At 58.2% G+C, this 23,838-nt stretch carries 24 protein-coding genes and 1 tRNA gene; 16 read left to right on the top strand and 9 right to left on the bottom strand.

The window, feature by feature from the left end; translation table 11 throughout:
* The first annotated feature begins 259 nt into the window (after positions 1-259).
* The 3 genes from NLK60_RS01260 to NLK60_RS01250 all read left to right on the top strand — a co-directional run bounded on the left by NLK60_RS01260 (position 260) and on the right by NLK60_RS01250 (position 2,616).
* The gene (locus NLK60_RS01260) at positions 260-1,102 is read left to right on the top strand and encodes a geranylgeranylglycerol-phosphate geranylgeranyltransferase (RefSeq protein WP_254809092.1); all 843 of its coding nucleotides are present in this window, start codon (positions 260-262) and stop codon (positions 1,100-1,102) included.
* Positions 1,103-1,466: 364 nt separating this feature from the next.
* The gene (locus NLK60_RS01255) at positions 1,467-2,090 is read left to right on the top strand and encodes an RAD55 family ATPase (protein ID WP_254809091.1); all 624 of its coding nucleotides are present in this window, start codon (positions 1,467-1,469) and stop codon (positions 2,088-2,090) included.
* Between the two features lie 106 nt (positions 2,091-2,196).
* The gene (locus tag NLK60_RS01250; RefSeq protein ID WP_254809090.1) at positions 2,197-2,616 is read left to right on the top strand and encodes a CoA-binding protein; all 420 of its coding nucleotides are present in this window, start codon (positions 2,197-2,199) and stop codon (positions 2,614-2,616) included.
* Positions 2,617-2,881: 265 nt separating this feature from the next.
* Here NLK60_RS01250 and NLK60_RS01245 read toward each other — a convergent pair whose 3' ends face one another.
* Positions 2,882-3,862, bottom strand: a complete 981-nt coding sequence (locus NLK60_RS01245) for a PLP-dependent cysteine synthase family protein (protein ID WP_254809089.1) — start codon at positions 3,860-3,862, stop codon at positions 2,882-2,884.
* A 155-nt stretch (positions 3,863-4,017) separates the two neighbouring features.
* Positions 4,018-4,338 carry a DUF5798 family protein gene (locus NLK60_RS01240; protein WP_254809088.1) on the bottom strand — a complete coding sequence of 107 codons (321 nt, stop codon included), beginning with the start codon at positions 4,336-4,338 and terminating at the stop codon, positions 4,018-4,020.
* A 214-nt stretch (positions 4,339-4,552) separates the two neighbouring features.
* On the opposite strand from NLK60_RS01240, the gene NLK60_RS01235 reads away from it, so the two are divergent.
* The 10 genes from NLK60_RS01235 to NLK60_RS01190 all read left to right on the top strand — a co-directional run bounded on the left by NLK60_RS01235 (position 4,553) and on the right by NLK60_RS01190 (position 14,015).
* Entirely contained in the window at positions 4,553-4,969 is a 417-nt protein-coding gene (locus tag NLK60_RS01235) for a DUF7548 family protein (RefSeq protein ID WP_254809087.1), read from the top strand.
* A gap of 100 nt (positions 4,970-5,069) precedes the next feature.
* On the top strand, positions 5,070-5,399 hold the full coding sequence (locus NLK60_RS01230) for a hypothetical protein (RefSeq protein ID WP_254809086.1): 330 nt from the start codon (positions 5,070-5,072) through the stop codon (positions 5,397-5,399).
* Positions 5,400-5,609: 210 nt separating this feature from the next.
* A tRNA-Met gene (locus NLK60_RS01225) sits at positions 5,610-5,684 on the top strand.
* An 833-nt stretch (positions 5,685-6,517) separates the two neighbouring features.
* Entirely contained in the window at positions 6,518-8,377 is a 1,860-nt protein-coding gene (locus NLK60_RS01220) for an ABC transporter substrate-binding protein (protein ID WP_254809085.1), read from the top strand.
* A gap of 83 nt (positions 8,378-8,460) precedes the next feature.
* On the top strand, positions 8,461-9,459 hold the full coding sequence (locus tag NLK60_RS01215) for an ABC transporter permease (protein ID WP_256530384.1): 999 nt from the start codon (positions 8,461-8,463) through the stop codon (positions 9,457-9,459).
* Positions 9,459-10,754 carry an ABC transporter permease gene (locus NLK60_RS01210; protein ID WP_254809083.1) on the top strand — a complete coding sequence of 432 codons (1,296 nt, stop codon included), beginning with the start codon at positions 9,459-9,461 and terminating at the stop codon, positions 10,752-10,754. Before NLK60_RS01215 ends, NLK60_RS01210 begins: the two co-directional genes overlap by 1 nt.
* Positions 10,751-11,851, top strand: a complete 1,101-nt coding sequence (locus NLK60_RS01205) for an ABC transporter ATP-binding protein (RefSeq protein WP_254809082.1) — start codon at positions 10,751-10,753, stop codon at positions 11,849-11,851. The genes NLK60_RS01210 and NLK60_RS01205 overlap by 4 nt, the downstream gene beginning before the upstream one ends.
* Entirely contained in the window at positions 11,848-13,200 is a 1,353-nt protein-coding gene (locus tag NLK60_RS01200; protein WP_254809081.1) for an ABC transporter ATP-binding protein, read from the top strand. Before NLK60_RS01205 ends, NLK60_RS01200 begins: the two co-directional genes overlap by 4 nt.
* Before the next feature lie 30 nt (positions 13,201-13,230).
* On the top strand, positions 13,231-13,653 hold the full coding sequence (locus tag NLK60_RS01195) for a hypothetical protein (RefSeq protein ID WP_254809080.1): 423 nt from the start codon (positions 13,231-13,233) through the stop codon (positions 13,651-13,653).
* Positions 13,654-13,715: 62 nt separating this feature from the next.
* Positions 13,716-14,015, top strand: coding sequence for a hypothetical protein (locus NLK60_RS01190; RefSeq protein ID WP_254809079.1), 300 nt, complete (start codon positions 13,716-13,718; stop codon positions 14,013-14,015).
* Between the two features lie 172 nt (positions 14,016-14,187).
* On the opposite strand, the gene hpt is transcribed toward NLK60_RS01190, so the two are convergent.
* From hpt to NLK60_RS01170, 4 genes are all read right to left on the bottom strand, one after another.
* On the bottom strand, positions 14,188-14,757 hold the full coding sequence (hpt, locus tag NLK60_RS01185; RefSeq protein WP_254809078.1) for a hypoxanthine/guanine phosphoribosyltransferase: 570 nt from the start codon (positions 14,755-14,757) through the stop codon (positions 14,188-14,190).
* A 182-nt stretch (positions 14,758-14,939) separates the two neighbouring features.
* On the bottom strand, positions 14,940-15,512 hold the full coding sequence (locus NLK60_RS01180; RefSeq protein WP_254809077.1) for a DUF7344 domain-containing protein: 573 nt from the start codon (positions 15,510-15,512) through the stop codon (positions 14,940-14,942).
* 130 nt (positions 15,513-15,642) lie between these two features.
* Positions 15,643-16,809 carry a bifunctional phosphopantothenoylcysteine decarboxylase/phosphopantothenate--cysteine ligase CoaBC gene (gene coaBC / locus NLK60_RS01175; RefSeq protein WP_254809076.1) on the bottom strand — a complete coding sequence of 389 codons (1,167 nt, stop codon included), beginning with the start codon at positions 16,807-16,809 and terminating at the stop codon, positions 15,643-15,645.
* A 133-nt stretch (positions 16,810-16,942) separates the two neighbouring features.
* Positions 16,943-17,686 (bottom strand): NAD(P)/FAD-dependent oxidoreductase, encoded by a 744-nt coding sequence (locus NLK60_RS01170; protein ID WP_254809075.1) that lies wholly within the window; start codon positions 17,684-17,686, stop codon positions 16,943-16,945.
* Between the two features lie 147 nt (positions 17,687-17,833).
* On the opposite strand from NLK60_RS01170, the gene NLK60_RS01165 reads away from it, so the two are divergent.
* On the top strand, positions 17,834-18,355 hold the full coding sequence (locus tag NLK60_RS01165) for an SRPBCC family protein (protein WP_254809074.1): 522 nt from the start codon (positions 17,834-17,836) through the stop codon (positions 18,353-18,355).
* Positions 18,356-18,598: 243 nt separating this feature from the next.
* On the opposite strand, the gene NLK60_RS01160 is transcribed toward NLK60_RS01165, so the two are convergent.
* Positions 18,599-19,168, bottom strand: a complete 570-nt coding sequence (locus tag NLK60_RS01160; RefSeq protein WP_254809073.1) for a cupredoxin domain-containing protein — start codon at positions 19,166-19,168, stop codon at positions 18,599-18,601.
* A gap of 503 nt (positions 19,169-19,671) precedes the next feature.
* Positions 19,672-20,763: a M42 family metallopeptidase gene (locus tag NLK60_RS01155; RefSeq protein ID WP_254809072.1), complete on the bottom strand. Its 1,092-nt coding sequence runs from the start codon at positions 20,761-20,763 to the stop codon at positions 19,672-19,674.
* 146 nt (positions 20,764-20,909) lie between these two features.
* Between NLK60_RS01155 and NLK60_RS01150 the strand changes: the two genes are divergently transcribed.
* Positions 20,910-21,062, top strand: a complete 153-nt coding sequence (locus NLK60_RS01150; protein ID WP_254809071.1) for a hypothetical protein — start codon at positions 20,910-20,912, stop codon at positions 21,060-21,062.
* Between the two features lie 97 nt (positions 21,063-21,159).
* Here the strand turns inward: NLK60_RS01150 and NLK60_RS01145 are convergent, their stop codons facing one another.
* The gene (locus tag NLK60_RS01145; protein WP_254810519.1) at positions 21,160-21,978 is read right to left on the bottom strand and encodes an amidohydrolase family protein; all 819 of its coding nucleotides are present in this window, start codon (positions 21,976-21,978) and stop codon (positions 21,160-21,162) included.
* Between the two features lie 276 nt (positions 21,979-22,254).
* On the opposite strand from NLK60_RS01145, the gene thsA reads away from it, so the two are divergent.
* Positions 22,255-23,799: a thermosome subunit alpha gene (gene thsA, locus NLK60_RS01140; RefSeq protein WP_254810518.1), complete on the top strand. Its 1,545-nt coding sequence runs from the start codon at positions 22,255-22,257 to the stop codon at positions 23,797-23,799.
* The last annotated feature ends 39 nt before the right edge of the window (positions 23,800-23,838 follow it).

Raw genomic sequence — 23,838 nt, 5'->3', positions numbered from 1 at the left:
GGCTGTCGACGCTGTGCCTCGATTCTTCGTCGGTACCGATGAACGCCTCCGATACTCCCTATGAGTACCGCCCCAAACGTCGACGTGTATGTCGAACTGACACCCGTACTCGACTCACACGTTCAGGCTCGAGGAATCACTGAGTGGCAACCGAAACGGTTTGGCCCTCCTTCGAATCAATTTGGTATACCTGGGTGCCAGGCTGACGATGGCACGGTGTTTCGTACGGTTTATATCGGCGCACTGAGCAGACTTCTGCATGGCGCTGTGGGCGACGATTCGTGGTTTGCTCGAGTTGATGCGGCCGATAAACGTGATTGCAGCGTCGATGCTGACATTTCTTGGCGCGTACGTGGCTGGTGGAGTGCTAGAGTCGCCAGTACATGTAGCCAGTGCAATCGCGGCGACGGCGCTAGCTGTCGGAGCGGGAAACGCGATTAACGATTACTTCGATCGAGAGATCGATCGGATCAACCAGCCCCAGCGAGCGATCCCTCGAGGTGCTGTCAGCCCGCGCGGGGCACTCGTCTTCAGCGGGGTTTTGTTCGCCCTGGCTGTTGGGTTTGCGGTTATGCTTCCGCCGCTAGCGATTGCCATTGCAGCGATCAATCTCCTCGCGCTCATTAGTTACACGGAGTGGTTCAAGGGCCTGCCAGGGGTTGGGAACGCGCTGGTGGCCTACCTGGTCGGGAGTACGTTCTTGTTCGGCGGGGCAGCGGTCGGGGATGTCTGGGCAACGGCTGTATTGTTCGTTCTGGCTGCAGTCGCGACGCTGACACGAGAAATAATTAAGGACGTCGAAGATATCGATGGTGACCGCGAGGAAGGATTGCGAACGCTTCCGATCGCCATCGGCGAACGACAGTCGTTACAAGTGGGGGCCGTGTTATTGGTCATCGCCGTCATCGCCAGTCCACTCCCGTATTTCACACACGGGTTTGGTGTCGCATACCTGGCACTGGTTATTCCGGCAGACATCGTCATGCTGTATGCTGCCTACGAGAGTTTTGACGATCCAACGGCTGGTCAGTCACATCTGAAATATGGGATGTTTCTCGCCGTCCTTGCGTTCATCGTCGGCCGGGCAACGGGATCGTTTTGAGTGCGGCCGTTTGCTGTGCACCCGCGGTGATCTCGATAGTAGCTCCTGTAAGTCACTGCAAACCGACTGTCAGCGGGTGAGCGGTCGATGCATCGATTGGTTCAGTATGTGCCATAGCGACCAGAACAGACGGATGGTAAACGGGGACGTCACGGCTCGAGGCGAAAATGCCGACGGCCCATTATGGGCTCCCACCTCCCCAAAACCTGTCGTTTCAGCGAATAGTAAGCATCACTCGAGCGAATTCAGCCAGTATTTAATCAAAAGTACTATAACCCGGTTGCTTCATCTATTGACCATGTACTGGGGCAGTCACCAGCAGCCGTCCGATACCCGTGACTGCAGGTGGGTGTGAGCAGCTGACATGTATGATCTCGCAGATGTCCTTCCGGAGGAGTCAGTCACTCCAGGGACGAACGTGTTAATTGCCGGGCCACCACTGACTGGAAAGCGTGATCTCGCGTTCGATATTCTCGCAAGTGGTGTCAACAAAGGGGAGGGCACGATCGTGGTCACCACGAAAGACAGTGCCGATAAAGTACTGACGAGGATCACAGATCGAACGACACGAACGAAACCTGATATCGGCATCGTCGATTGTGTGACCAAGCAGCGCGGAATGGGAACCCTCGACGACGATCCACGAATTAAATACGCCTCCTCACCCGTCGACATGACCGGTATCGGGATCAAACTTTCCGAGTTCTTACAGGACTTTTATCAGGTCCGAGACCTCCAGCAAAACCGGATTCTGCTGCATTCGGTGTCGACCCTGTTGATGTACTCGAACCTACAGACCGTGTTCCGGTTCTTACACGTCTTTACCGGACGGATTCAGAGCGCTGACGCTCTTGGCGTGTACGTGATCGATTCGACGGCTCACGACGATCAGACGATGAACACGCTGAAACAGCTGTTCGACGGTGTCATCGAAATCGACAACGATGACGAAAACGAACAGACGATCAGAACAGCAGGTCTATCCTGAGTGGGCTGATCAGCGGTTCTCACCACGATACCGTTTCCAATTCGTTACCGTATTGCGAAAAATCCTCGATCCAATCAGTTACGGTATTGCGAACGATACTCGAGATATGCCCATCAGTACGCCCGACGATTCGACGCTTCGAGAGGTTCTTTCATTGGAAACGGTTGCTGTTGTCGGTTGTTCGAGCACGCCCGGAAAAGCGGCACACGACGTCCCAAAGTATCTCCTCGAGCAGGGCTACGATGTTCGACCGGTCAATCCCTTCGCTGAGGAGATATTCGGACGGTCTGCCGTCGATTCCCTCGATGAACTCGAGGGGAAAGAAGTCGATATCGTCTGTATCTTCCGGCCGAGCGACGAGGTCAGTGACATCGTCGAAGCAACCCTCGACCGAGATGACGTCTCAGTCATCTGGACCCAGCTCGGCATTCGTGACGACGAAGCCGCGACTCGAGCAATCAATGCCGGGCTGACCGTCGTGCAGAACCGATGTATCAAAATCGAGCACAGACGCCTGTGTAGGTGAGTGGTTCGTCACGCCTGAACGCGTGGGCCGAACTGGACAACCGCTATCGGTTCGGCCACACGTCGACGATTGACGGAGTACTGAGTGTCTTCCCAGCCCTGAACGGATACGAAAGTTCGCTTTCGGAGTCCCGTTTCACGAGGCGGTCGACGTTCTGGGTGCTACTGAGTAGGTTGCTGAGAGCCAACTGTTGGGCAAAACCGAATGCAGTCCCATTTCGCGTACGTGTCGACGGCCAGGACCGCTACTCGATCTTCGAGCGTTCTTAATCGTCCCACTCTTCGAACGAGCGATAGATTCCTTTCGAGAGATAGCGCTCACTCGAGTCCGGGAAGACCGTAACGACCGATTCATACGGTGTGTCGATCTCGCCTGCAGCAATCGCTCGAGCGACGTGTTTCGCCGCGACACAGGCAGCGCTGGCACTTGAAGCGACCAGGTGTCCCTCTTCGGCGGCGAGTCGGTGGAGTTCTTCGTGGGCGCGCTCGTCAGCAACGGCGTACACGTCGTCGACGAGGTCGGGTTCGAAGAGTTCGTTCGTGTCGGTATTGTGGGTACCGATCCCCTCGATTTTGTACGCACCCTCCTCACGGTGTTCGCCGAGGAACTCACCGTACAGCGAGCCTTCAGGTTCGACGGCAGCCACGTACGTCTCCGACTCCTGTTCACGACCGTAGCGTGCGATTCCCATGAGCGTCCCAGCAGTGCCACAGCCGGCGACGATCGCTCCCACTTCGTCGTCGAGTGCGTCGTAGATTTCCGGAGCGGTCGTCGCGTAGTGGGCTTCGGTGTTCAACGGGTTGGCAAACTGCTGCGGAACGACCGCGTTGTCGAGTTCGTCGGCCAACTCGTGGGCACGGTCGATTGCACCGCCCATTCCATCGGCGGTGGGAGTGTTGATGATTTCGGCACCGAGCGCTGCCATGAGCTGTTGTTTTTCGACGCTGAAACGCTCAGGGACGACGAAAATAGCATCGAGACCGAGCTGTCCGGCTGCAATAGCCAGTCCAATACCGGTGTTCCCAGCGGTCGGTTCGATAACGGTCCCACCGGCGCCGAGTTCTTCGCGCTCGAGCATCCGTTCGAGCATATATCGACCGATGCGGTCTTTCACGCTTGCGCCGGGATTGAACGATTCCAGTTTGGCATATATCGGCACCTCGGCCGGCCCGTCGTGGATCCGTACGAGTGGGGTCTCACCGATCGTCTCGAGCACCGAATCCAACGGCCGCTCGTGAGTCGTCATTGCCTGGGCAAATGTTGCCCCCGTTGTTAGGTCTTCCTATCACCCGTGGTACGGGGTGAACGAAGGTGCCGAGCGTCGGACAAATCCTTCCTCATTAGGACCCACCGGTAACTTCACTCCGATAGCCCAAAAGGGATCGGTCGTCGTTTCGTCGACTATACGGAATGCTCCGCATCAGCCGTTTCGTCCTCAGCCGCCTCAGGGTCATCACTCGCCTCGTCGTCAGCCTCTGCTTCATCGATTGCAGCCTCCGCGAGGATCTGTTCGCCGTCGAGACCGTGTTCGTCCGCGATGGCGAGCAACAACGCCCGTTGCTCGGTGATGTTGTGGTCGAGTTTACTGACCGTCTCGTGCGTGTCGTCGACTTCTTCCTCGAGATTGATGATTCGTTCTTGCAGCTCCTGTACCTGGCGGTACATGGCTTCGGCGCGGTCGGATAGGCTCTGGATCTTTTTTGCCGTACTACCAAGTCCCATACTACCCGTTCAGAGAGCCACCGAGTTGAGTGTTTATGTCTTGTTGTCGAATCGCTCGAGCAGCGCGGCACGGTTGTACGTGGGACTGGTAGACAAACATAAGGGTACCGCCACCTGAGGCAAATACTCGAGCAAGTTTCGCCACAAGATTCGGGAGATGAGAGACACCGGCAACATCGCCGCAATTAAGCAATCCACGCGAGGAGAATCATATATGCGACCTGTTGCGCGCCCACCGACGCTGGGCATCATCGCCGCGTTGGCGTACGGTATCATCGCAATCGCTCCGTACGTATTCCTCGAGGTTGACTCGACCGTTATCGACGTTTACTACGACGCGAGTCTGGCTGGGCCACAGTTCCTCTCCTTGCTCGCCGTCGTGGCACTCGTCCTGTTTGCAGCCGGCCGACAGGGTCGAACCGAGCCCGACACCATCGCCGGTTTGACGCTCGTTATCGGTGTCGTTCTCACTGTCCTCACTCTGACGTGGGCACTGGCTGTGCCAACCGAGATCGTCCTCGAGGCGGGCGATGTAACCTGGTTTGAGTATCACCGATGGGGGGCCGTCGCCGCTGCGGCGACGATTCCGGCTGCGGCAGCCTGGTATACGCGAGTCCTTGGGTTGCTCTGAACGCAACAACTGGATATACACATTCGTCACTGATACACTCACAGCTTCTTACCAATAATTGGACAAGAAAGCTTATGCCAGGCTACTCGGGTTATCGGGTATGGCACGCGACAAACCGGTACAGAATAGTTCAAGTAGTACCCATCAACCAACGAAGTTCCCCAATCTCGTGACACTCGTCGGGAGAGGAATTCCGTCCCGATTCGAAATCGCCGTTGACGGCCAAATCGAGATGGTCGATGCGGATCCACTCGAGACAGCAACCATCGTGTCCGGTGGTGTCGCAGAGGGGACGATCGACGTCGGCATTCAGCAATTTCGCTTCTCCGGTGAAATGGCAAACGTACACGTAGCAGACTGGAACGGAAACACTGCGCCAACGTCGAAAAGCGTCCCCGCGGTCCACGTCGATTACGGCGTCGAGCGATAACCCCGGTCGTCGAATACAGCACTTCTGAGAGGTACTGCAAGGTGAATGTACGAGCCTGAAGAGGGATCACGGGAAGCGAACGGAAGCGGAGTCTGTACGTGCCCGTACAGGGGTGTTGGGAAGGCCGGTTTGACTCGAGAGCACCGTCAAAAACTCGCATAGGGCAACCGAATCACAACCCTTATCAGTCGAACCGGGTTACAATGAGTCAGCGGGATGGGATAGCCAGGAGATTCCGGCGGGCTCATAACCCGCAGATCGGTAGTTCAAATCTACCTCCCGCTACTTTTCAGGGACACAATCCGACGAGCATAGCGAGGAGACTGTGTCCCTGAAAAGCTGACGAGGAGATTTGAAGCAGGGAGCAGCTTGCTGCGACCGTGGTTCAAAGCTACCTCCCGCTTGTCGCGAGCAAGTCCGCGAGCGATGGAGATAGCACGAGTTGTTTGAACGAGAGGAGACCGTGAGCGGAGCGAGCGGTCTCCGCGTAGTTCAAATCTACCTCCTGGTATAGTGATGTAACCAACACCGAATTGAGGGTGCCTGTGGAGTGTGGAGTAGACGGCACACGACCTCTCACGAGACGCTGTCTCGGCGGATGTATAAATCTGTTTACTGCTACTACGACATGTTATCAAGTAAGTAAGGTTTCGGTTCCGGATTGGCGAAGACACCACACAAGGAATGTCTGTAAAATAACTACTTGTCTAAATTTACGAAGAACCTGATATCAATTGTGATGGAGTGTATCGTTCTATCAAAGTTGTGACCTCGAATTTGAGTACCGGCAATAACTACGATATACCGCCTGTTAAAGCGAGAATGGCTGGAAGCGATAACTGCTAATGACAAACTACCTGACTAGATGGAAGCATACCTAAGTAGTAATATAAGCACACAATACATGTTGTCCAAACAATCATTCTTGAAGGTTGTATTCCCTATGAACAAACATCAAAGATACAGGCAAACAGCAAAATAAGAGATTATCCAAAGATATAGCCGACTATTGAACACAAAAGGATAGAATTTTGCGTTTTTAGGTTAAAGACGGTGAATTATGCTCGAGCCAGAGGATGTTCATAAAGTATATATGGGTTTGGTGAAATGACCATTTTATGCCGCAAAGAAGAGGCAATCATCCGCGACGACGACACATTATCAAAGCCGGCGGTGCAGCCGGACTTGCTGGACTTGCTGGGTGTTTTAGCAGCGACGACAGCGACGACGGAAACGGTGGCAACGGCGGGAACGGTGGCAACGGCGGGAACGGTGGCAACGGCGGGAACGGCGAAGCCGAAGACCGTGGTGACTTCCTCGGTCCAGATGGCCAGGTCGAACTGAACCTCGTGTACGCCACGGGTACCGACACCACAGAAACCGCCGCAGAGGTCATGGCTAACGAGCTCGAGGACCTCGGGTTTTCGGTGAGCATCAACGGTGTCACCTTCGACACGCTCCTCGGACAGTACGTCTCCAACGAATACATCGGTGACGGCGAACCCGAGTGGTCGGCCGGTGGCTTCAACGCAGGCCCACGCGATGAGACCCAGAGTCCCGAACAGTGGGACCTGATGTACGGGATCAACTTCAACACGTACCCGCGTACGCCCGCGGCGACCGACGCCTTCTGGACCGAACAGTCGGGAACGAACTACTACGGCTACGCCCCGGACGTGGACATGGCCGCCAAGTACAGCGACTTCCGCCAGGAGCCAGATCCGGACGCGCGCCAGCAGATTATGGCGGAAATTTTCGGCATCCTGAGCGAGGACGTGCCGGTGAACTTCGTCTCGATGTCCGACGATATCGTCGGCTATCAAGATTACATCGAAGGGCCAGTCGAAGTGTTCGGTGGCAACTGGGATTCCACGACGTGGTCGGCAACCGACGATACCGACGAATACATCGCGGCATCCGGTACGGACGCCGAGACGCTTTACTTCCCCGAAGTGAACGACGTGCCGTCGGCGAACCGAATCGGTCTCTGTCTCGACGGTGCGTACGCCGTCGACTCCGAGAACACCATCCAACCGCTGTGGCTCGACATGGAAGACACCGGCGACGGCCAGGTGTTCGTCTGTACGCTTCGAGACAACCTCGAGTGGGGCAACGGCTACGGTCAGATGACGGCCGAAGACTGGGTATTCCAGATCGAAGAAGTCCACCAGAGCGGAGATATCTGGGATGCAGAAAACGGTCCCTCGACCCAGGGCGGTGACTGGGAGGGAATCAACGTCGAAGAAACCGGTACCCTCGAGTTCCAGCTCGAACTGCCGTCGGTCAACCCCGACTTCCCGCTCGAGCCAGTCATGTGGGGCGCGTTCTGTGCGCCGAAAGAGCTCTACGAGAGCTACGCACCCGACGCGGATGCGCTTCGACAGAGCGAAGAGATGCAGGAGATCCAGTACAGCGGCAACCTCGGACCGTACACGTTCGAGCGCTGGGACCGCTCCTCGGAGTTCGTCGCCGTGCGCAACGACGATTACTACATGCACGCCTACGCCGACGAGATGGGCAGCGAGTGGGCGGATGCACCGTACTTCGACCAGTACACCTACCGCGTGATCGAGGAGCAATCGACCCGACTGCAAGCGTTCGAGGGCGGCGAGTTGACGACGGCCGGCATTCCGACCGACCGGTATCAGGACTTCGTCGACAACGATTCGATCGACGTCTACGAAATCCCACAGCCGTATCTGGGAATTCTTGCGTTCAACCAGCGTGCAAACGGTTGGGAAGAACTCCAGACTCGCGAGGTCCGTCAGGCGCTGTCGATGTCCATCGACAAGGCAAACATAACCGAGAACATCCTCCGTGGCCTCGCAGAGTACACCCACACCTTCCAGCCAGAGTGGTCCGAATGGTACGACGACTCCCAGGTGACGGAGTTTGGTGTCGGTGACTCCTACAACAAACCGCAGGCACAGGACTACCTCGAAGAGTACACCAGCGACGACTACGGCTACGACGCCTAACTGGTGCCGTACCGAACCGTCCGCTACAGCTGGTAAGCTGTCGAATTTAATACATACTTCCCTACAGACATGGAATACAGCGTATGAAATGGTATATATTTAAACGACTAGTCTGGGCTGGTGTCGCGACGATGGTAGTCCTCACAATCACGTTCGTGCTGATGTACCTGACGCCCGACACCAGGATTATGGAACTCGAGTTCCAGGCCGCTCAGTCGGGGAGCGACCCGGAACAGGCCAGACAGGCAGCGGAAGCCGCTCGAGGAATGGATCAGGCGTTTCACATCCAGTACATCGATTTCATGCAGAACATGCTCAGTTTCAACTGGGGATGGTCTGACTCCCGATCGGAGCCGGTGATCGACGCGCTGGCCAGTGCGATCCCATACTCGATGATGTACGGCGTCCCCGCCGTCATTATATCGACGATCATCGGCATTGTCATCGGTCTGTACTCGGCAGTGAACCAATACACGCGCGGAGATTACGTTGCGACGTTCGTCGCCTTCTTCGGCATCTCCATTCCGAACTTCTGGTTCGCTATCATCTTGCTGGTTATTTTCGGGACGTGGTTAGGATGGGTCGACCTCCTATTTGATACCCAGGCGTCAAAGATAGATGGCGAGTGGGCGCTCCGAGCGATCGTCAGCTGGGAGAACGTCAAACAGCTGATTCTCCCGATGTTCGTCTTGATGACTGCCTCAGTCGCCAGTATGATGCGATACACTCGCGCGGAGGCGCTCGAGTACGTCGAATCAGATTTCATCAAAACTGCCAAAGCGAAAGGTGTGTCCGAGCGTACAATCGTCGCAAAACACATTTTCCGCCCCGCCTCGATCCCAATTGCAACGATTCTCGTGGGAGACATCCTCGGAATCGTCTTCGTGGGGTCCTATCTCATCGAAGTCGTGTTCGGCATACCGGGGCTTGGTTATCTCTCCTTCGACGCGATTATGTCCCAGGATACGGCGCTGGTGTTCGGTACCGTGTTCGTTCCGGTGTTCGTGGCGATCATCGGGAATCTCGCCCAGGACATCGCGTACGTCATCCTCGATCCGCGAATCAAATACGGTGATCGCTAATGTCCGTCGATACAGATCCAACAACACAATCCGCAAACGTCAGAAAGGAGGCAGACAACGTTACCTTCGAAGACGTCAACTGGGACGAAATCGACGGGACGGCTCGAGGCGTTACGAAGACGCGCATCGCCTGGTATGCGATCATGGGGACGTACCTGCTGGCACTTCTCAACGATCTGTTTAATCGATTCGGTGAAGGAGCCTACCAGCGGATGGTCGCGTTCGTAACCGATACGTCTAGGTATCAGGTCGAAACACCGGGATTCATTCCAGGTGCAGGACCCGCAGAGTATCCGCTGATCGGAGAGATCGGGGGAGTCACCTGGCTCTGGTCACTGACCTTGCTGGTTGGGGTGTTCTACGTGGCGATTCCGCTCTATCAGAATCAGCGGATGACCGCCTACTACTGGCGAGAGTTCAAGAAGAACAAAGCAGCTGTAATTAGCCTGATCTACCTGGCGATCATCTTCGCCATCGGTCTGACGGTTCCGCGGTTCATGGACCCGCCAGAGGTAGAACCCGTGCTGGCCTATCAGCCACCCGTCTGGGGGTCCGTCCGAGAAACAGTTCCTATTCAATGTGTGGGCCCGGTCAGCGGTGGCGAGTGTCACGGCAGCTGGGCGCATCCGTTTGGAACGACACACCAAGGGAAAGACATCCTCATCTCCATCGTCTACGGGATGGAGATTAGTATGCAAGTCGGCCTGATCGGGATGTTCCTGACGATCCTGATCGCCACGACAGTTGGGCTTACGGCAGCATATTTCGGTGGCTACGTCGACGAAATCCTGTTCCGATACGTCGACATCCAGATTACGTTCCCCACCTTCTTCCTGTACCTGCTGGTCGTGTACCTGGTCGGTGGAAGTCTGTTCGTGATGATCATCATCTTCGGCGTACTTGGATGGGGTGGGATTGCTCGTATCGTCCGCTCAGAAGCCTTACAGCGTCGGGAAGAAGCGTACATCATGGCAGCGAAAAACGCAGGGGCCGGAGGCCTCTGGACCATCCGTCGACACTTGCTACCAAACGTCTCGAACAGCGTCATCACGGCAGCGACGCTCGTTATTCCGGGACTAATTCTCGCCGAAGCAGCGCTGGCGTTCCTCGGACTCGGTGATCCACGCCTCCCATCCTGGGGCGAAACGATCGCCGACGGTCGGAGCGACCTGGATCGTGCCTGGTGGATATCGACGATTCCGGGCGTGTTCTTATTTATGACAATTCTGGCCTTCAATTTCCTTGGTGACGCACTCCGCGACGCCCTGGATCCACGACAAGGTGGTGGAGAATGAGCAAACAGCCTTCACAGACGATCGGTACTGATGAATCGACTCGCTCGAGCAACTCGCTCCTTTCGGTTACGGATCTCTGTACGTACTTCGAAACCGATGAGGGCGTTGTCAAAGCAGTCGATAGTGTTTCGTTCGACGTCCAGTCTGGAGAGACCGTCGCCATCGTGGGTGAGAGTGGCTCCGGCAAAACAGTGACGAGTGAATCGATAACCCGGCTGTTCAAGAGCCCACCGGGGTTCATTCCTGAGGGTTCGATCGAGTTCGATGGTGCGGAGGTCACTGAGATGAGCGAGGAAGAACTCAGATCACTTCGTGGTGGCCGCGTAAGTCACATCTTCCAGAACCCACAGGGAGCACTGAATCCGGTCTACACGATCGGCTGGCAACTTCGCGAGGCGATTGAACTTCACCAGGAAGTAACCAAAAAGGAAGCCAATGAAAAGGCCATCGAGCTGTTGACCCAGGTAGGGATTCCCGAAGCGAGTGCCCGACTGGGAGATTACCCACATCAGCTATCCGGTGGAATGAAACAGCGCGTGATGATCGCAATCGCCCTGGCCTGCGAGCCGGACCTGTTGATCGCCGACGAACCGACGACCGCGCTCGACGTGACGATTCAGGCCCAGATTCTCAAATTACTCAAATCTCTACAGGAAGAACGGGATATGGCGATTCTGTTCATCACCCACGACCTCGGCGTCGTTGCCGAGGTTGCAGATAGAGTCGTCGTCATGTATGCTGGAAAAGTGATGGAGCGGGGACCAGTGATGGATATCTTCGAAACACCGTCACATCCGTACACCAGAGCTTTGCTCGAGTGTCTCCCAAGCAAAGGGAATCTCGGCGGTATTCCGGGAAGTCTGCCGAGTCCGATCGACCCACCGGATGGCTGTCGGTTTGCAAGCCGTTGTGTCTTCGCACGCGAGGACTGTCTGGAAGGCCCACAGCCGCCGACCTACGAGGCCGGCACAGCGGACCACGTCGTTTCCTGTATCCACTTCGAACCGGGTGGCAATCCGGATATCGTCTTGAAAAGCGATGCAACGGTTTCAGCACTGGATATCGACCAGATGGGCGTCGGAGGTGAGGATCGATGAGCTGGTCACGAAGTGATCCGATCATGCAAATCGAAAACCTCGAGAAACATTACCCACTTTCCGGTGGATTGCTCTCCGGTGAGGTCGGTCGCGTCAAAGCAGTTGACGGGATTAGCTTCGACATACACGAGGGCGAAACGTTCGGTATCGTCGGCGAATCCGGGTGTGGAAAATCGACCGCTGCAACGTCGATGATCCGGCTCGAAGAGCCCACTGGCGGACAGGTCAGGTACAAGGGTGAGGACATCACCGAATACGATAGCACCGAACTCAAACGGTTCCGGCGGAACGTCCAGATGATCTTCCAGGATCCGGATTCGAGTTTCGACCCGCGGATGAGTATCGGTGATGCGGTGGCCGAACCGTTGATCGTGCAAGGAATGAGCGATCGGAAGAAGCGAGAGGCAATCGTAGCCGATCTACTCGAACGCGTCGGCCTCTCGGCCTCGGATATGGCCCGTTACCCACACGAATTCTCCGGTGGCCAGAAACAGCGTATCGGCCTCGCACGGGCGCTCGCGGTCAACCCGGACGTAATCGTGGCTGACGAACCGGTGTCCGCACTCGACGTGTCGATCCAATCCGAGATCCTACAGCTCATGAAAGAGCTGCAAGAGGCGTTTAACCTGACGATCATCGTCATCAGTCACAATCTCGGTGTTATTCGAGAGATCTGTGATCGGGTAGCCGTGATGTATCTCGGTGAGTTCGTCGAAGTCGCAGACAGCGAGGAGCTGTTCAACGATCCACAGCACCCGTACACGAGAGCACTGCTCTCTGCAATACCGACACCTGACCCACGTGAGCGGGGCCTTGGCGTCGAACTCAAGGGTGACGTTCCTGACCCCAGCGCCCCGCCAAGTGGCTGTCGGTTCCACACGCGCTGTCCGGAGGTGATCCCACCCGAGGAGCTCGAGCTTTCCCAATCGGTCTGGCGTGACGTGTTACACTTCCGTCAGCGTGTGCGAGATGGCACGCTGAATCTCGACTCAGTTGCCGAAACCGCTGCTGTCGAGGAAGGAATCGACACGGACGAAATCGATGGAGACATTTCAGTCGATGACATGCCAGCAGAGACCGTCATTAGCCAGCTCCGGCGAGAGAACGACCTCCCGGCGGAGTTGACCGATACGACGGCCAACGAGACGCTCGATAAAGCGTTCGATCAGCTCGCCCAGGGGAATCTCGAGGGCGCAAACGAGATCCTCGAGGAGTCGTTCATGACCGTCTGTGAACGCGACGCGCCAGCTCTCACTGAACGGGCGGGTAGGCAGGTTTCCTGTCATCTCCACGACGACGTAAAAACCGATGGATCGTTGCTCGAAGCCGATCAACCGGTTTCAGATTGAACAACGACCGGTACTATTTTTGGGTTACTGATGGCAGGATCAAACGACGTGAACGAACCGCTGACGATGCCACAGTGGCGACCGGCTGCACTCGCCGATGTGGTGCTCGTGATCGGTCTCGTGTTGCTGGGAAGCGTGGCCGTCGGATCGCTCTGGAGTTACGCCCGTACCGGTCAGTTCAGCTGGCTGTTCGTCCGTGAAGCACAGTTTATCGGTGCGGTCATTGGCTTTATCCTGTGGGCGGTACGAAACCGTTCGGGCGGCCAGATTGACGAGGTGGCAGATGAGAGGTCCCTGCTCATCCCACCCGTTTCGATACGTCTTCGACTGAACCCGCTTTCGGGAAGCGACGACGATGTCTACGGTGACGATGCTCACCTGTTTCTCACGTCGCTTGCCCTGGCGGTCGCTTCAATCGGAGTCGAAGTTGCACTCGTCTGGTCAGGCTTGTAACGCCTGTACGACTCACGGGAGAGACCACACCGTTTTTTACGATTGCGGCCAGGGAATACAGTATGACAGATGGGGCCACGTCGTCTGAAAAATCCTTTCAGCCATCCGAAGATGGCCCGGGGACCGGTGACGACGAAGAACTTCCGCGGGTAGTCGAGCTCGCAGGCGATACGGGACTCAAGCTCGCGTACGTGTCGCTTGCCGCTACGGCAATCGGTATTGTAGCAATGTATCTCTCGATTTACCCGTTCGGACGACTCTTCATTACCGTTGCTTTTGTCGGAATTAGTCTCGCGATGATTTTGGCGATGGTCTTTCAGGCCTATGCGGGCAACACGACAATAAATCGCGGTCCGTTTTAAGCCGTCTCCCGAAACTGTGCACCTGATTTGTTGGTTGAACTCACCGATGACTGGTTTCGGCGATTACCGGCTGGATATCGTTACGACAGCCCCTATATAGGGATCGTTGTCGCCTCTTCACGACCAGCGAAGTGCCTGGTGGCGGTGACCCGTAAACAGTAAAAAACCTCTATTAGTCGTCGCCGTCTTCGTCGACAATCACGACTTCGCCGTCGATGACATCGACGTTGATCAGCGTTTTGACGTGGTAGCCGGCGTCGGCGACTTTGTTCTCGCCGCCGGCCTTTTTGATGACGGCAACGGTGTCGACGACCTCCGCACCGATCCCGTCGAGTGCGCTAAGGACCGCAGTCAGCGTGCCGCCGGTCGAGAGGACGTCATCGAGTACCAGGACTTTCTCGCCCTCGCGGACGTCGTTGATGTACATCTCGTTTTGGGAGTAGCCGGTTTCCTGTGAGATGGCGACCTCGCCCTCGAGACCGTACTCTCGCTTGCGGATCACGGTCAGCGGGATATCGGTCATCAGGGAGACCGCTGTCGATATGTGGATTCCCATCGCCGCCGGCGTGACGATACGGTCGACGTCCTCGAGGTCGGCTTTGCGCATAATCCGGATGACGATTTCCCGGAGCAAGGATGGATCGAGTTTCGGAACGCCGTCGCTAATTGGGTGTACGAAGTAATGATAACCCTCTTTTTCGATAATCGGTGCCTCGAGGAGCGACCGTTTGAGTTGATCCATGTTGAAGGTGGGCGGGAGACGGTGTAAAAGGTGACGATACGCGATGCCGGGTGTGGTCTGTCAGCGAGACGCCTGTCAGAGAGAGGATACCAATCTGGCCAACAGGTATCGTCGTGGCCAGGTACCATCGATAGCCGACCTCGTTGCAGGCGAGTTGCAGTCCATTGACCCAACAGTCCGCATCAGTCGTCGGTTCCGTAGCTCAGCTCGGGCGGTTGCTCGCCGTGGCCCAGGCGCATATTCCGTTCGTAGTAGATGTGTGCAATAGCCGTCCCGGTGACCGTGAGCGAGATGAGAGCGGCCCAGGCGAGTTCCGAGACGAGCGTCAGTGGATAGATCTCTAGCCAGAGCGCGGCGACCAGTGCACAGGCGATTGCGCCGAGTGAGAGATACAGTTCACGCCAGGCGATCTCCCGACCGGGAACGATCTCGAGGTAAATGTTGAGATCCTCCGTTCGGTCGGTCGGTTCGATAACCCCCTCGTCAGCGTCGAACCGAAGAATACCTGCGGCGTCCATTTTGGGCAGATGGGTTTGCTGTAACGTCGTATACACGCGTTTTCGCTGTTCGGGCGTGACGCCCTCGAGCGTGGTTTCGTACTCCCAGGCGGCGATCTGCTGGGCGAGGTCGCCGAGTTCAACGGGTCGACCGTCCTGTTTGAGATACTGGAGAACGTAGCGCCGTCGCTGATTGCGAAGCACTTCGAATATTTCGCCTTTCGACAGTGGTTTGCTCTGTGTACGTGCCCCTAACACACGAGATCACCGCAGATAATCGTTCGATATGATTTCCGTTATCATCAGGTTACGACAGGGAGGCCACCTATATAATTCTCCTGACGGCCGCGTGAGATGAGGGGCAAAAAGAGCATGGGAGATGGTCGCGTCAGGCGGTTTCTTCGCCCAGCATAACGGCTATCGAACGGCCGATTTCGGCGGCGAGATTCTGTTTGGTTCCGTCGAACTCGGCAGCGGTTTCGGCGTGAACCAGGAGCGCTCTCGTCCGATCGGCTCCCATCACACGTGCATCGTTTGCGACGACGAACCCGGCGTCGACTCGCTCGAGAAGCGATCGCGCTGCTTCGATCATCTTCGAGTCTTCCCCGCTCGTTTCGGTCTTGAATCCAACGATCGGCAACGATGGCTGTTCGGCACGAACGGTATCGAGCAGCTTCGGCGTTGGCTCGAGTTCGAGGGTCCGTGTCTCGCCTGACCGGAGTTTCTCCTCGTGTGTCTCGACCGTGTAGTCACCGATTGCGGCTGCTGAAACGAGCACGTCAGCGCCGGTGGCGGCCTCGAGGGTTGCCTCGAGCATCTCCGTGGAACTTTCGACCTGCCGACTGGTAGCGTAGGGCACTTCGGGGCCGTCGTGGACCAGGGTGACCGTTGCCCCGAGGACGTAACACGCTCGAGCGACGGCTCGCCCCATTTTGCCGGACGACCGGTTAGATAGCACTCGAACGGGGTCGATCGATTCCGTCGTCGCTCCGCTGGTGACGACGACGTGACGTTCCGCCAGTGGGCGCTCGCCTGCCGCACGCGCTACTTCACAAACGATAGCTTCCTCCGTGGCGATTTTCGCTTTTCCCTCTTCGACGCGCGGGTCGACGAACGAAACGCCCCAGTCTTCGACCCGTTCGATGGCCTCGAGGACCCCCGGATGGTCGTACATGGGTTCGTGCATCGCGGGCGCGATGACGATAGGGACGCCAGAGCCGAGGGCCGTCGTTGCGGCGGTCGTGACCGGAGTGTCGTCGACGGCGTTTGCGATTTTGCCGACGGTGTTCGCCGTCGCCGGTGCGAGCAGGTAGACGTCTGCCCACCCGTCGTAGCCACAGAGTTCGACGTGCTCGACGCGGCCAGTGATGTCGGTGACAACGTCGTTTTCGGTCGCGAACTCCAGCGACCACGGGTGGATAATGTGCTGGGCACTGGGGCTCATCACGGCCCGAACGGTTGCACCCTGGCGCCGCAACTCGTGGGCGAGTTCGACGGTTTTGACGGCCGCGATCGATCCCGACACCCCGAGTGCGACGTTGACTCCCTCGAGCATTCTCGATGAACCTTCGCACGCAGGGATAAAATGGGTATGGGTATCGTCCCCTGGTGGGGATTGTTGTCACTGATTTCCAGTCAGTGACCTACCCAGTCCGTCACTGACCACGACAACACAGTCGATGCATCGATCACTCGTCGGCCACGCTCGGGTGCATCGTTGGCTCTTCTTCGAACGGTTCAGCGAACGCCTCGAGCATCGTCTTTCTGGCCCGCTCGTCGCGCTTTCGCCGTTCAGCATCGTCGATTTCTTCGCAGGCTGGCGGGACCGCACGATCACGACCAGTAAAGTACCCTTCAGGGGCCACCCAGTCGTGGTAGAACGCAACCTCCGAGTCGTGGATGACCGCAAGGGAGACCGTTGCGCCGTGTCCTGCAGCGACGATGCTCTGGTGTGGTTGGCCGGCGAGTCGACCGGCGGCATAGACCCCGTCGACGCTCGTTCTCCCGCCCTCGTCGACTGAGACCACGTGCTTGCTGCCGCGCTGTTCCCGGTCGACCTCGAGCGACAGGAGGTACTCACTGTCGGGCCAGGAGGCCGCAATTACCCGGCGTGCCTCGAGTGGTGTCCCGCCGTCGTTTTCAGTCCGTACGTTGAAGCCGCGCGCACCATCGTCGGACACCTTGTCGGTTATCTCGGTGACGCGGCCCAACTCGAAGGTTGCGCCCGCGTTTCGGGCCTGGTCACTCGCGAGTGCCAGATACCGGCGTGCGTCGACCCCGTCGGGGAAGCCGGGATAGTTCTCGAGGCTAGCGTTTCTGGCCAGAATCGACTCGCCGCCGTCGACGACGAGGGTATCGAGACCTGCACGTGCAGTAAAAATCGAGGCGGCGAGACCGGCGACGCCGCCACCTACAATGAGTACATCGCGCATACAGTATGGATCCGTGTAGCCGGTACAAATATCTGCGGACACGCCGGAACGCCCGTGTTCAAGCGAACAGAGCGCGCTGCTCGAGTGTTGCCCAACCATCCCGCTCACGAGGATAACGTTTAGGTCCCCGATGTTCCTATCAGAGGTGTGGACCGAATCCTGGTGAGTACGGTCGTCTATCGTGACCCGGAGACGGTGTTTCCGTACTTGCAATCGTTTTCGAACTATCCGCGCTACGCCAAACATCTCGAGGCAGTCACTGTCGACGGCGATGGCGGCCCTGGAACTAGATACGGATTACACCTGTCGTGGTGGAAACTGTCCTACACAGCGCGTTCGGAAGTGACTGCGGTGAACCCACCAACCTCCCTCGAGTGGGAACTCACCAAGGATATCGATGCCGCGGGCGAATGGCGCGTCCTCCCAGAACCGGCGAGTGCACCGTCGACGGAAGAGACCGCCAGTCGAATCTACTTCGAGGCCGTCTACGACCCACATTCGGCCGATTCTGACGTGGTGTCGCTGCCGCGGTTCGTCTCGATGGGGTGGGTGATCGACAAACTCCGCCCACGGCTCATGGAGGAAGCTCGTCGTGTCGTCGAACGACTGGTCGCCGACATCGAAGGAAGACAGCGGTCGGTGGAATTGACGGTGCACGAGATGCCGTGAGGACCCGACGTTTGGGAGGGGACTGATAGGGGTTATCGTAGCCAGCCCGCGGTTTCGAAGGACGGCTGTCGACGCTGCACCTCGGTTTTTCGTCGGTACCGATGAACGCCTCCGATAATCCCTATAAGGAGGAGCATCTCCGGTCGGGTGGGACTCCACCCTGTCGAGTGTTCATCGACTCGAGACGGCACACTCATCGTGACTCCCTCGAGTGGCTTCGCACCGTAAAGCCGTCAATGTAATTTACTCGGCTGGTTCGCCGCCGTAGCGCATAAAGAAGTAGACGAGCGAGAGCGTCGACACCATGCCCGCGACCGTCGCGACGATGAGTGTCCACGCCGCGTCGGGAACGAGGTCCGCTGGCCCCTCCGGGGCAGCACTTGCGCCCTCGGCTACTTCGATCGTGCCGACCATCCCGACGCCGACGTGGGGGTCACAGACGTAGTCGTACGTCCCCTCTTCGGTGAACGTGTACTCGTAGTCGCCGTCGGCCTTGAGATCCGGGTGGCCCTCCCAGTCGGCTCCCTCGGGCTGGTCGCCAGGGTTGACGTTGTGGTCGGCGACGCCGACCCACTCCCAGACGACGGTCGTGCCCGGTTCGATAGCGAGGTTTTCCGGTTCGAAGAAGTTGTCGTCAACTTCGACGACTTCGGTTCCCCCGCCGGCGGGAGCATCGTCACCGTTTTCGGCTTCATCTTCTTCGTCTTCCTGAGCCATCCCCGTCGCTGTTGCACCGGCCGCGACCGCCGTTCCCGCAGCGCCAGCGAGAAAGAGCCGACGTGAAAGCGGTTCGTCCTCCTCGAATTGCTTCATGCACGGGGCTTAGCAATGGGCGGTACTGAAATCTTCGGTTCGTCCGCTCGAGATGCGTCACCGTTGGGAGGCGTACCGATATCCATGCTGGATCCGACAGGGATAGGGGACTATCGGGGAGAAAGGACTCTGAATAATGGGTTGTATAATCAAATTAACTTGGTATCTTTATCATACCAAACGGTATTTTGAAGGTACCGAATCACTCCAGTAGTTGAAGTCAGAAATGCTGGAGCCTCACCCATGTACCCGCCAGCGACAGGACGACGCTCGAGCACGAGCGGGTCGAAAACTCCAGATTCCGCGAGCCCTGGTAGAGGAGCCAGTGAACGTCAGTGCACACCCGCTCACAAGCGGGCATCGCTGTAGGTGTGTAAACAGTTTCACTGGCTACTATAGTTGACTCAGAGGATTATCGTAGCCAGCCGGCGGCTTCGAAGGACGGCTGTCGACGATGTACCTCGGTTCTTCGTCGGTACCGATGAACGCCGACGAAATCCCTATCAGTACGTGTAATCGTGCTCGCCGGATTCGCTCTCGAGGAATGCAGTCAGTAGATCGATCGTCGCTGTGACGTCGTCAACGTGGGCGGTTTCGGTCACGGTGTGAAGATACCGCGTCGGAATCGAGAGTGCGCCGACGGGTTTTGCTCCGGCGGTATTCTGGAAGCCGGCGGTGTCGGTTCCGCCGGCCGGAAGTATCTCGATCTGGTGGTCGATATCGGCCTCCTCGGCAACGGCACGGAGCCGTCGATGTACTTTCGGGCTGGTGATCACGCTCGAGTCTTTGAGTTTGATCGCCGCGCCGTCGCCGAGGGTTGTGACGTGCTTGCTCGCATCGAATCCGGGGACGTCGTTGGCGACGGTGACGTCCAAGGCAATCGCCAGATCGGGGTCGACGTCGACGCCGAGTGCCCGGGCACCACGGAGGCCGACTTCTTCCTGGACGGTTGCACAGAAGTGAATCGTTACGTCGGGGTTCTCGATATTGCGAGCGGCCTCGAGCATCGCGAACAGACAGATTCGGTCGTCGAGGGCCTTGCCCGTGACCGTCTCCCCGACGCGCTCGGTCCGTTGGTCCATCGTGACGAGGTCGCCGAGAGACACTCGCTCCTCGAGTTCCTCGGTTGGCAGCCCGGTGTCGACGTAGACGTCCTCGACTTCGGGCGTTTTCGAGCGCTCTTCCTCGCTGAGTGTGTGGGGTGGCGGGGAGCCGATGACGCCCGGCAGGTCGCCATCGTCGGTGTGAATCGTCACCCGCTGGGCTTTCAGGACGCGGGCGTCCCAGCCGCCGAGCGCATCGAGCTGGAGAAAGCCCGTGCCGTCTTCTTCGCCGGTGACGTGTTTGACCATGAACCCGATCTCGTCCATGTGGGCGGCGACGGCGACCGAATAGTCGCTGTCACCCTCGAGCGTGCCGACGACGTTTCCCATCGCGTCCGTCCGCACGCGGTCGACACTGTCTTCGAACTCGCGCTGGACGAGCGCTCGGATACGGTCTTCGTAGCCCGGAACGCCGCTGGTTTCGGTGAGTTCAGTCAGCAACTCGAGGTCGAACGATAGCTCCCCATCTGCACCAGTTTCCGAATCTGCCATGGTTAAAAGTGTGAAAGGCGCCAGTATAAGTCCGTGGGAAACGGGTACCTGTGCCGGGTATTTGAATCGATCGGCGGTACTTGAATGGTCTCTCGAGCCCGAGAGGGAAAGAAACCCGTTTGTATCCTGAGCACGACCTTCGAGTAATGAACGAGTGGGGCGCAACGGTTGGGTTGGCACTCGTGTTTTCGCTCTCGCTGTGGGTGGTGTACCAACTGGAATCCGTCTGGGTATGGCTGGTCTGGGGCGCCCTCATGGTCGGATTGTCGGGGGCGGCGCTCATACAGTTCAATCGGTAACGCAGATTCACGCTCGTGACGAGTGCACGTGTTCCGGAGATGGGTCGGAAGCGCCGGCGACAGAAGTACCGTGCGGGTGATTCACCCACTCGAGCGCTCACCACTGTGGCCCGAGGGCCTCGATCACCCTGCAGGCGTTTTTCGAAAAGGCGCGATGGAGTTTGTCGGCCGAGACGTCGAGTGTGAGAATTTCCATGATGGCGACGTTCGGGTGGCAGTCGGGAACGCCGCTGCCGAAAAAGACCCTATCTGGATGTTCGAGCAATGCACGCTCGAGGACGTCGCGATACCTGACGGCGCTGGTCTCGAGATAGCAGTCCTCGGTTCCCTCGAGGTGGTCGATGGTTTCGTGCATCAGTTCTCGATTGAGTGGATGTCCGCCAAAGTGTGAGACGATGACGGGAAACGATCGGTCGAACAGCCTGTCTGCAAGTACGGCCGGCGGTGCCCCCTCGCCACCACTGATGAGCAACGGAAGCGAAACGTCATCGAGGACCTCGAGCACGTCGTCGGTGGGTAACCCATCGAGGGCAGGGTCGAGTACGAACCCGTGAAAGCGGTCGTCGTAGGCGTACTGTTCGACGTCCTCGGGCGTCGTGTGGTGTGCCTGCTGGCGGCTGAAGGCGTTACGAAACCGGCTGCCAGCGTTGGTGGCCGGTTCGTCGACCCCGTTGATTCGGGCGAAGGCGATAAACGGCCGTTCGACACTGTGGCGGGCCACCCCGTTGTTCGCCGCCACGTAGCTCGTTTCCGGCGACACAGGCGGGAAAACGACAGATCGAACGATACCGGCCTGGTGCATCTCGCGCTCGAGACGGTCCGGCTGGAGCGGGGTCGTGCCTGCGGGAACAGCCGCACCCGTCTGCAGGCGAGCGTGGACGTCGACGACCCGGAACTCGTGTTCTAGCTCGAGCATTCGTTCAGGCGTTCGTTCCTCGGAGGTCATTGGTCTATCGGCTTCGCGTGCGTGATCTGACATACGCGTACCGGTGAACGACGGTGGTACCGGCGAGTGGGTTATTTCCAGAGAGCGTCCCACCCGTTCAGTGGCGACTCGTCCGTGTGCCTACCGTTCACATACGAATCGCCAGAGGGGAGCGAGGTGGCACCGAAACAGTTTTATAGAAGTGCTGACGATACAAGTAATGAGGAATCATATATGGCACAACAGCGACGCATGGGCGGACAGCCTATGTTCATTCTGAGCGAGGATAGCAAGCGAACCCAGGGGCGGGATGCCCAGTCGTCCAACATCATGGCCGGCAAAGCGGTCTCCGAAGCCGTACGGACGACACTTGGGCCGCGAGGGATGGACAAAATGCTCGTCGACTCGAGCGGGAACGTCGTCATCACGAACGACGGCGCGACCATCCTCAACGAGATGGACATCGAGCACCCGGCTGCCCAGATGATCGTCGAAGTCGCCGAGTCCCAGGAGGACGAGGTCGGTGACGGGACGACGACGGCCTCGGTTCTCTCCGGAACGTTGCTCGCCGAAGCCGAGGATCTCATCGAACAGGACGTCCACGCGACGACGATCGTCGAAGGCTACCACGAGGCTGCTCGCATCGCCCTCGAAGCCATCGACGAACAGGTACTCAACGTCGAAGTCGACGACGAACTGCTCGTCCAGGTCGCCGAATCCAGTATGACTGGCAAGGGCACCGGTGGACTCACACCCGAAGCCCTGGCAGAGACTGTCGTCGAAGCCGTCCGCCACGTCGACAGCGACGAGGGCGTCGCCCGAGACAACATCGAGGTCCACACCCAGGTCGGCGCTTCCTCGAGTGCGACCGAACTGGTCTCCGGGATCATCATCGACGAAGAGCCGGCCCACGACGAGATGCCAACCGTCATCGAAGACGCCTCAATCGGTATTCTCGACGTCGAACTCGGCGTCCGCACCGGCGAGGTCGACGCGGAGTACTCCATCGACTCCATGGACCAGCTCACCGCCGCCCTCGACCACGAAGAGGCCGAACTCCGCCAGTACGCCCAGGACGTCATCGACAGCGGCGTCGACGTGCTCTTTACCACCGACAGCGTCGACGACCGCGTCGCCTCGCTGCTCGCCAGCGAAGGAATCCTGACCTTCGACGACATCAGCAACAAGAAAGCCCGCAAAGTCGCCAATGCCACCGGTGCCCGACGTGTCGGTGCGCTCGAAGACCTCACGGAAGAAGCGTTCGGTCACGCCGACCGCGTCCGCAGTGAAGCCTACGGCGACGACGAACTCGCGTTCGTCGAAGGCGGTGCTGCCGCCGAAGCCGTCACCGTCTTCGTTCGTGGCGGAACCGACCACGTCGCCGACGAACTCGAGCGCGCCATCGGTGACGCTCTCGACGTCGCCTCGACCGCCCTCGAGAGCGGTGAGGTCGTGCCCGGTGCTGGCGCAACCGAAATCGCTATCGCCGACCACGTCCGCTCGGCTGCTGCCGGTATCGAAGGCCGCAAACAGCTCGCCGTGACGGCGTTCGCCGACGCCATGGACATCATCCCACGGACGCTCGCCGGCAACACCGGCCAGGACCCAATCGACTCGCTGGTCGACCTGCGCGCAGCCCACGAAGCCGAGGGGCGCGCCGGCCTTATTACCGACGGTGAAACCGTTACCATCGACGACCCGGTCGAATACGGCGTCGTCGACCCCGCCGACGTGAAACGCGAAGCCGTCGAAAGTGCCACCGAAGCCGCCACCATGATCGTCCGTATCGACGACGTTATCGCTGCCGAATAAGCGGATCACCTTCCTTTCTATTTCAGGGCTCGAGACGGT

It is taken from the genome of Natronosalvus amylolyticus (assembly GCF_024298845.1).
In the GTDB taxonomy this organism is placed as follows: Archaea; Halobacteriota; Halobacteria; order Halobacteriales; family Natrialbaceae; genus Natronosalvus; species Natronosalvus amylolyticus.
The sequence above is the reverse complement of the archived record's forward strand: the minus strand, read 5'-3'. Positions and strand labels throughout refer to the sequence as shown.

Excerpts from the sequence above, each read along its gene's own strand:
- NLK60_RS01155 (WP_254809072.1), bottom strand. The coding sequence starts at position 20,763 with ATGGCAGATTCGGAAACTGGTGCAGATGGGGAGCTATCGTTCGACCTC.
- NLK60_RS01190 (WP_254809079.1), top strand. The coding sequence starts at position 13,716 with ATGACAGATGGGGCCACGTCGTCTGAAAAATCCTTTCAGCCATCCGAA.
- NLK60_RS01240 (WP_254809088.1), bottom strand. The coding sequence starts at position 4,338 with ATGGGACTTGGTAGTACGGCAAAAAAGATCCAGAGCCTATCCGACCGC.
- NLK60_RS01260 (WP_254809092.1), top strand. The coding sequence starts at position 260 with ATGGCGCTGTGGGCGACGATTCGTGGTTTGCTCGAGTTGATGCGGCCG.
- NLK60_RS01255 (WP_254809091.1), top strand. The coding sequence starts at position 1,467 with ATGTATGATCTCGCAGATGTCCTTCCGGAGGAGTCAGTCACTCCAGGG.
- NLK60_RS01160 (WP_254809073.1), bottom strand. The coding sequence starts at position 19,168 with ATGAAGCAATTCGAGGAGGACGAACCGCTTTCACGTCGGCTCTTTCTC.
- NLK60_RS01200 (WP_254809081.1), top strand. The coding sequence starts at position 11,848 with ATGAGCTGGTCACGAAGTGATCCGATCATGCAAATCGAAAACCTCGAG.
- coaBC (WP_254809076.1), bottom strand. The coding sequence starts at position 16,809 with ATGCTCGAGGGAGTCAACGTCGCACTCGGGGTGTCGGGATCGATCGCG.
- NLK60_RS01205 (WP_254809082.1), top strand. The coding sequence starts at position 10,751 with ATGAGCAAACAGCCTTCACAGACGATCGGTACTGATGAATCGACTCGC.
- NLK60_RS01195 (WP_254809080.1), top strand. The coding sequence starts at position 13,231 with ATGGCAGGATCAAACGACGTGAACGAACCGCTGACGATGCCACAGTGG.
- NLK60_RS01145 (WP_254810519.1), bottom strand. The coding sequence starts at position 21,978 with ATGCTCGAGCTAGAACACGAGTTCCGGGTCGTCGACGTCCACGCTCGC.
- NLK60_RS01150 (WP_254809071.1), top strand. The coding sequence starts at position 20,910 with ATGAACGAGTGGGGCGCAACGGTTGGGTTGGCACTCGTGTTTTCGCTC.
- NLK60_RS01230 (WP_254809086.1), top strand. The coding sequence starts at position 5,070 with ATGGCACGCGACAAACCGGTACAGAATAGTTCAAGTAGTACCCATCAA.
- NLK60_RS01215 (WP_256530384.1), top strand. The coding sequence starts at position 8,461 with ATGAAATGGTATATATTTAAACGACTAGTCTGGGCTGGTGTCGCGACG.
- thsA (WP_254810518.1), top strand. The coding sequence starts at position 22,255 with ATGTTCATTCTGAGCGAGGATAGCAAGCGAACCCAGGGGCGGGATGCC.
- NLK60_RS01245 (WP_254809089.1), bottom strand. The coding sequence starts at position 3,862 with ATGACGACTCACGAGCGGCCGTTGGATTCGGTGCTCGAGACGATCGGT.
- hpt (WP_254809078.1), bottom strand. The coding sequence starts at position 14,757 with ATGGATCAACTCAAACGGTCGCTCCTCGAGGCACCGATTATCGAAAAA.
- NLK60_RS01210 (WP_254809083.1), top strand. The coding sequence starts at position 9,459 with ATGTCCGTCGATACAGATCCAACAACACAATCCGCAAACGTCAGAAAG.
- NLK60_RS01170 (WP_254809075.1), bottom strand. The coding sequence starts at position 17,686 with ATGCGCGATGTACTCATTGTAGGTGGCGGCGTCGCCGGTCTCGCCGCC.
- NLK60_RS01235 (WP_254809087.1), top strand. The coding sequence starts at position 4,553 with ATGCGACCTGTTGCGCGCCCACCGACGCTGGGCATCATCGCCGCGTTG.
- NLK60_RS01220 (WP_254809085.1), top strand. The coding sequence starts at position 6,518 with ATGCCGCAAAGAAGAGGCAATCATCCGCGACGACGACACATTATCAAA.
- NLK60_RS01250 (WP_254809090.1), top strand. The coding sequence starts at position 2,197 with ATGCCCATCAGTACGCCCGACGATTCGACGCTTCGAGAGGTTCTTTCA.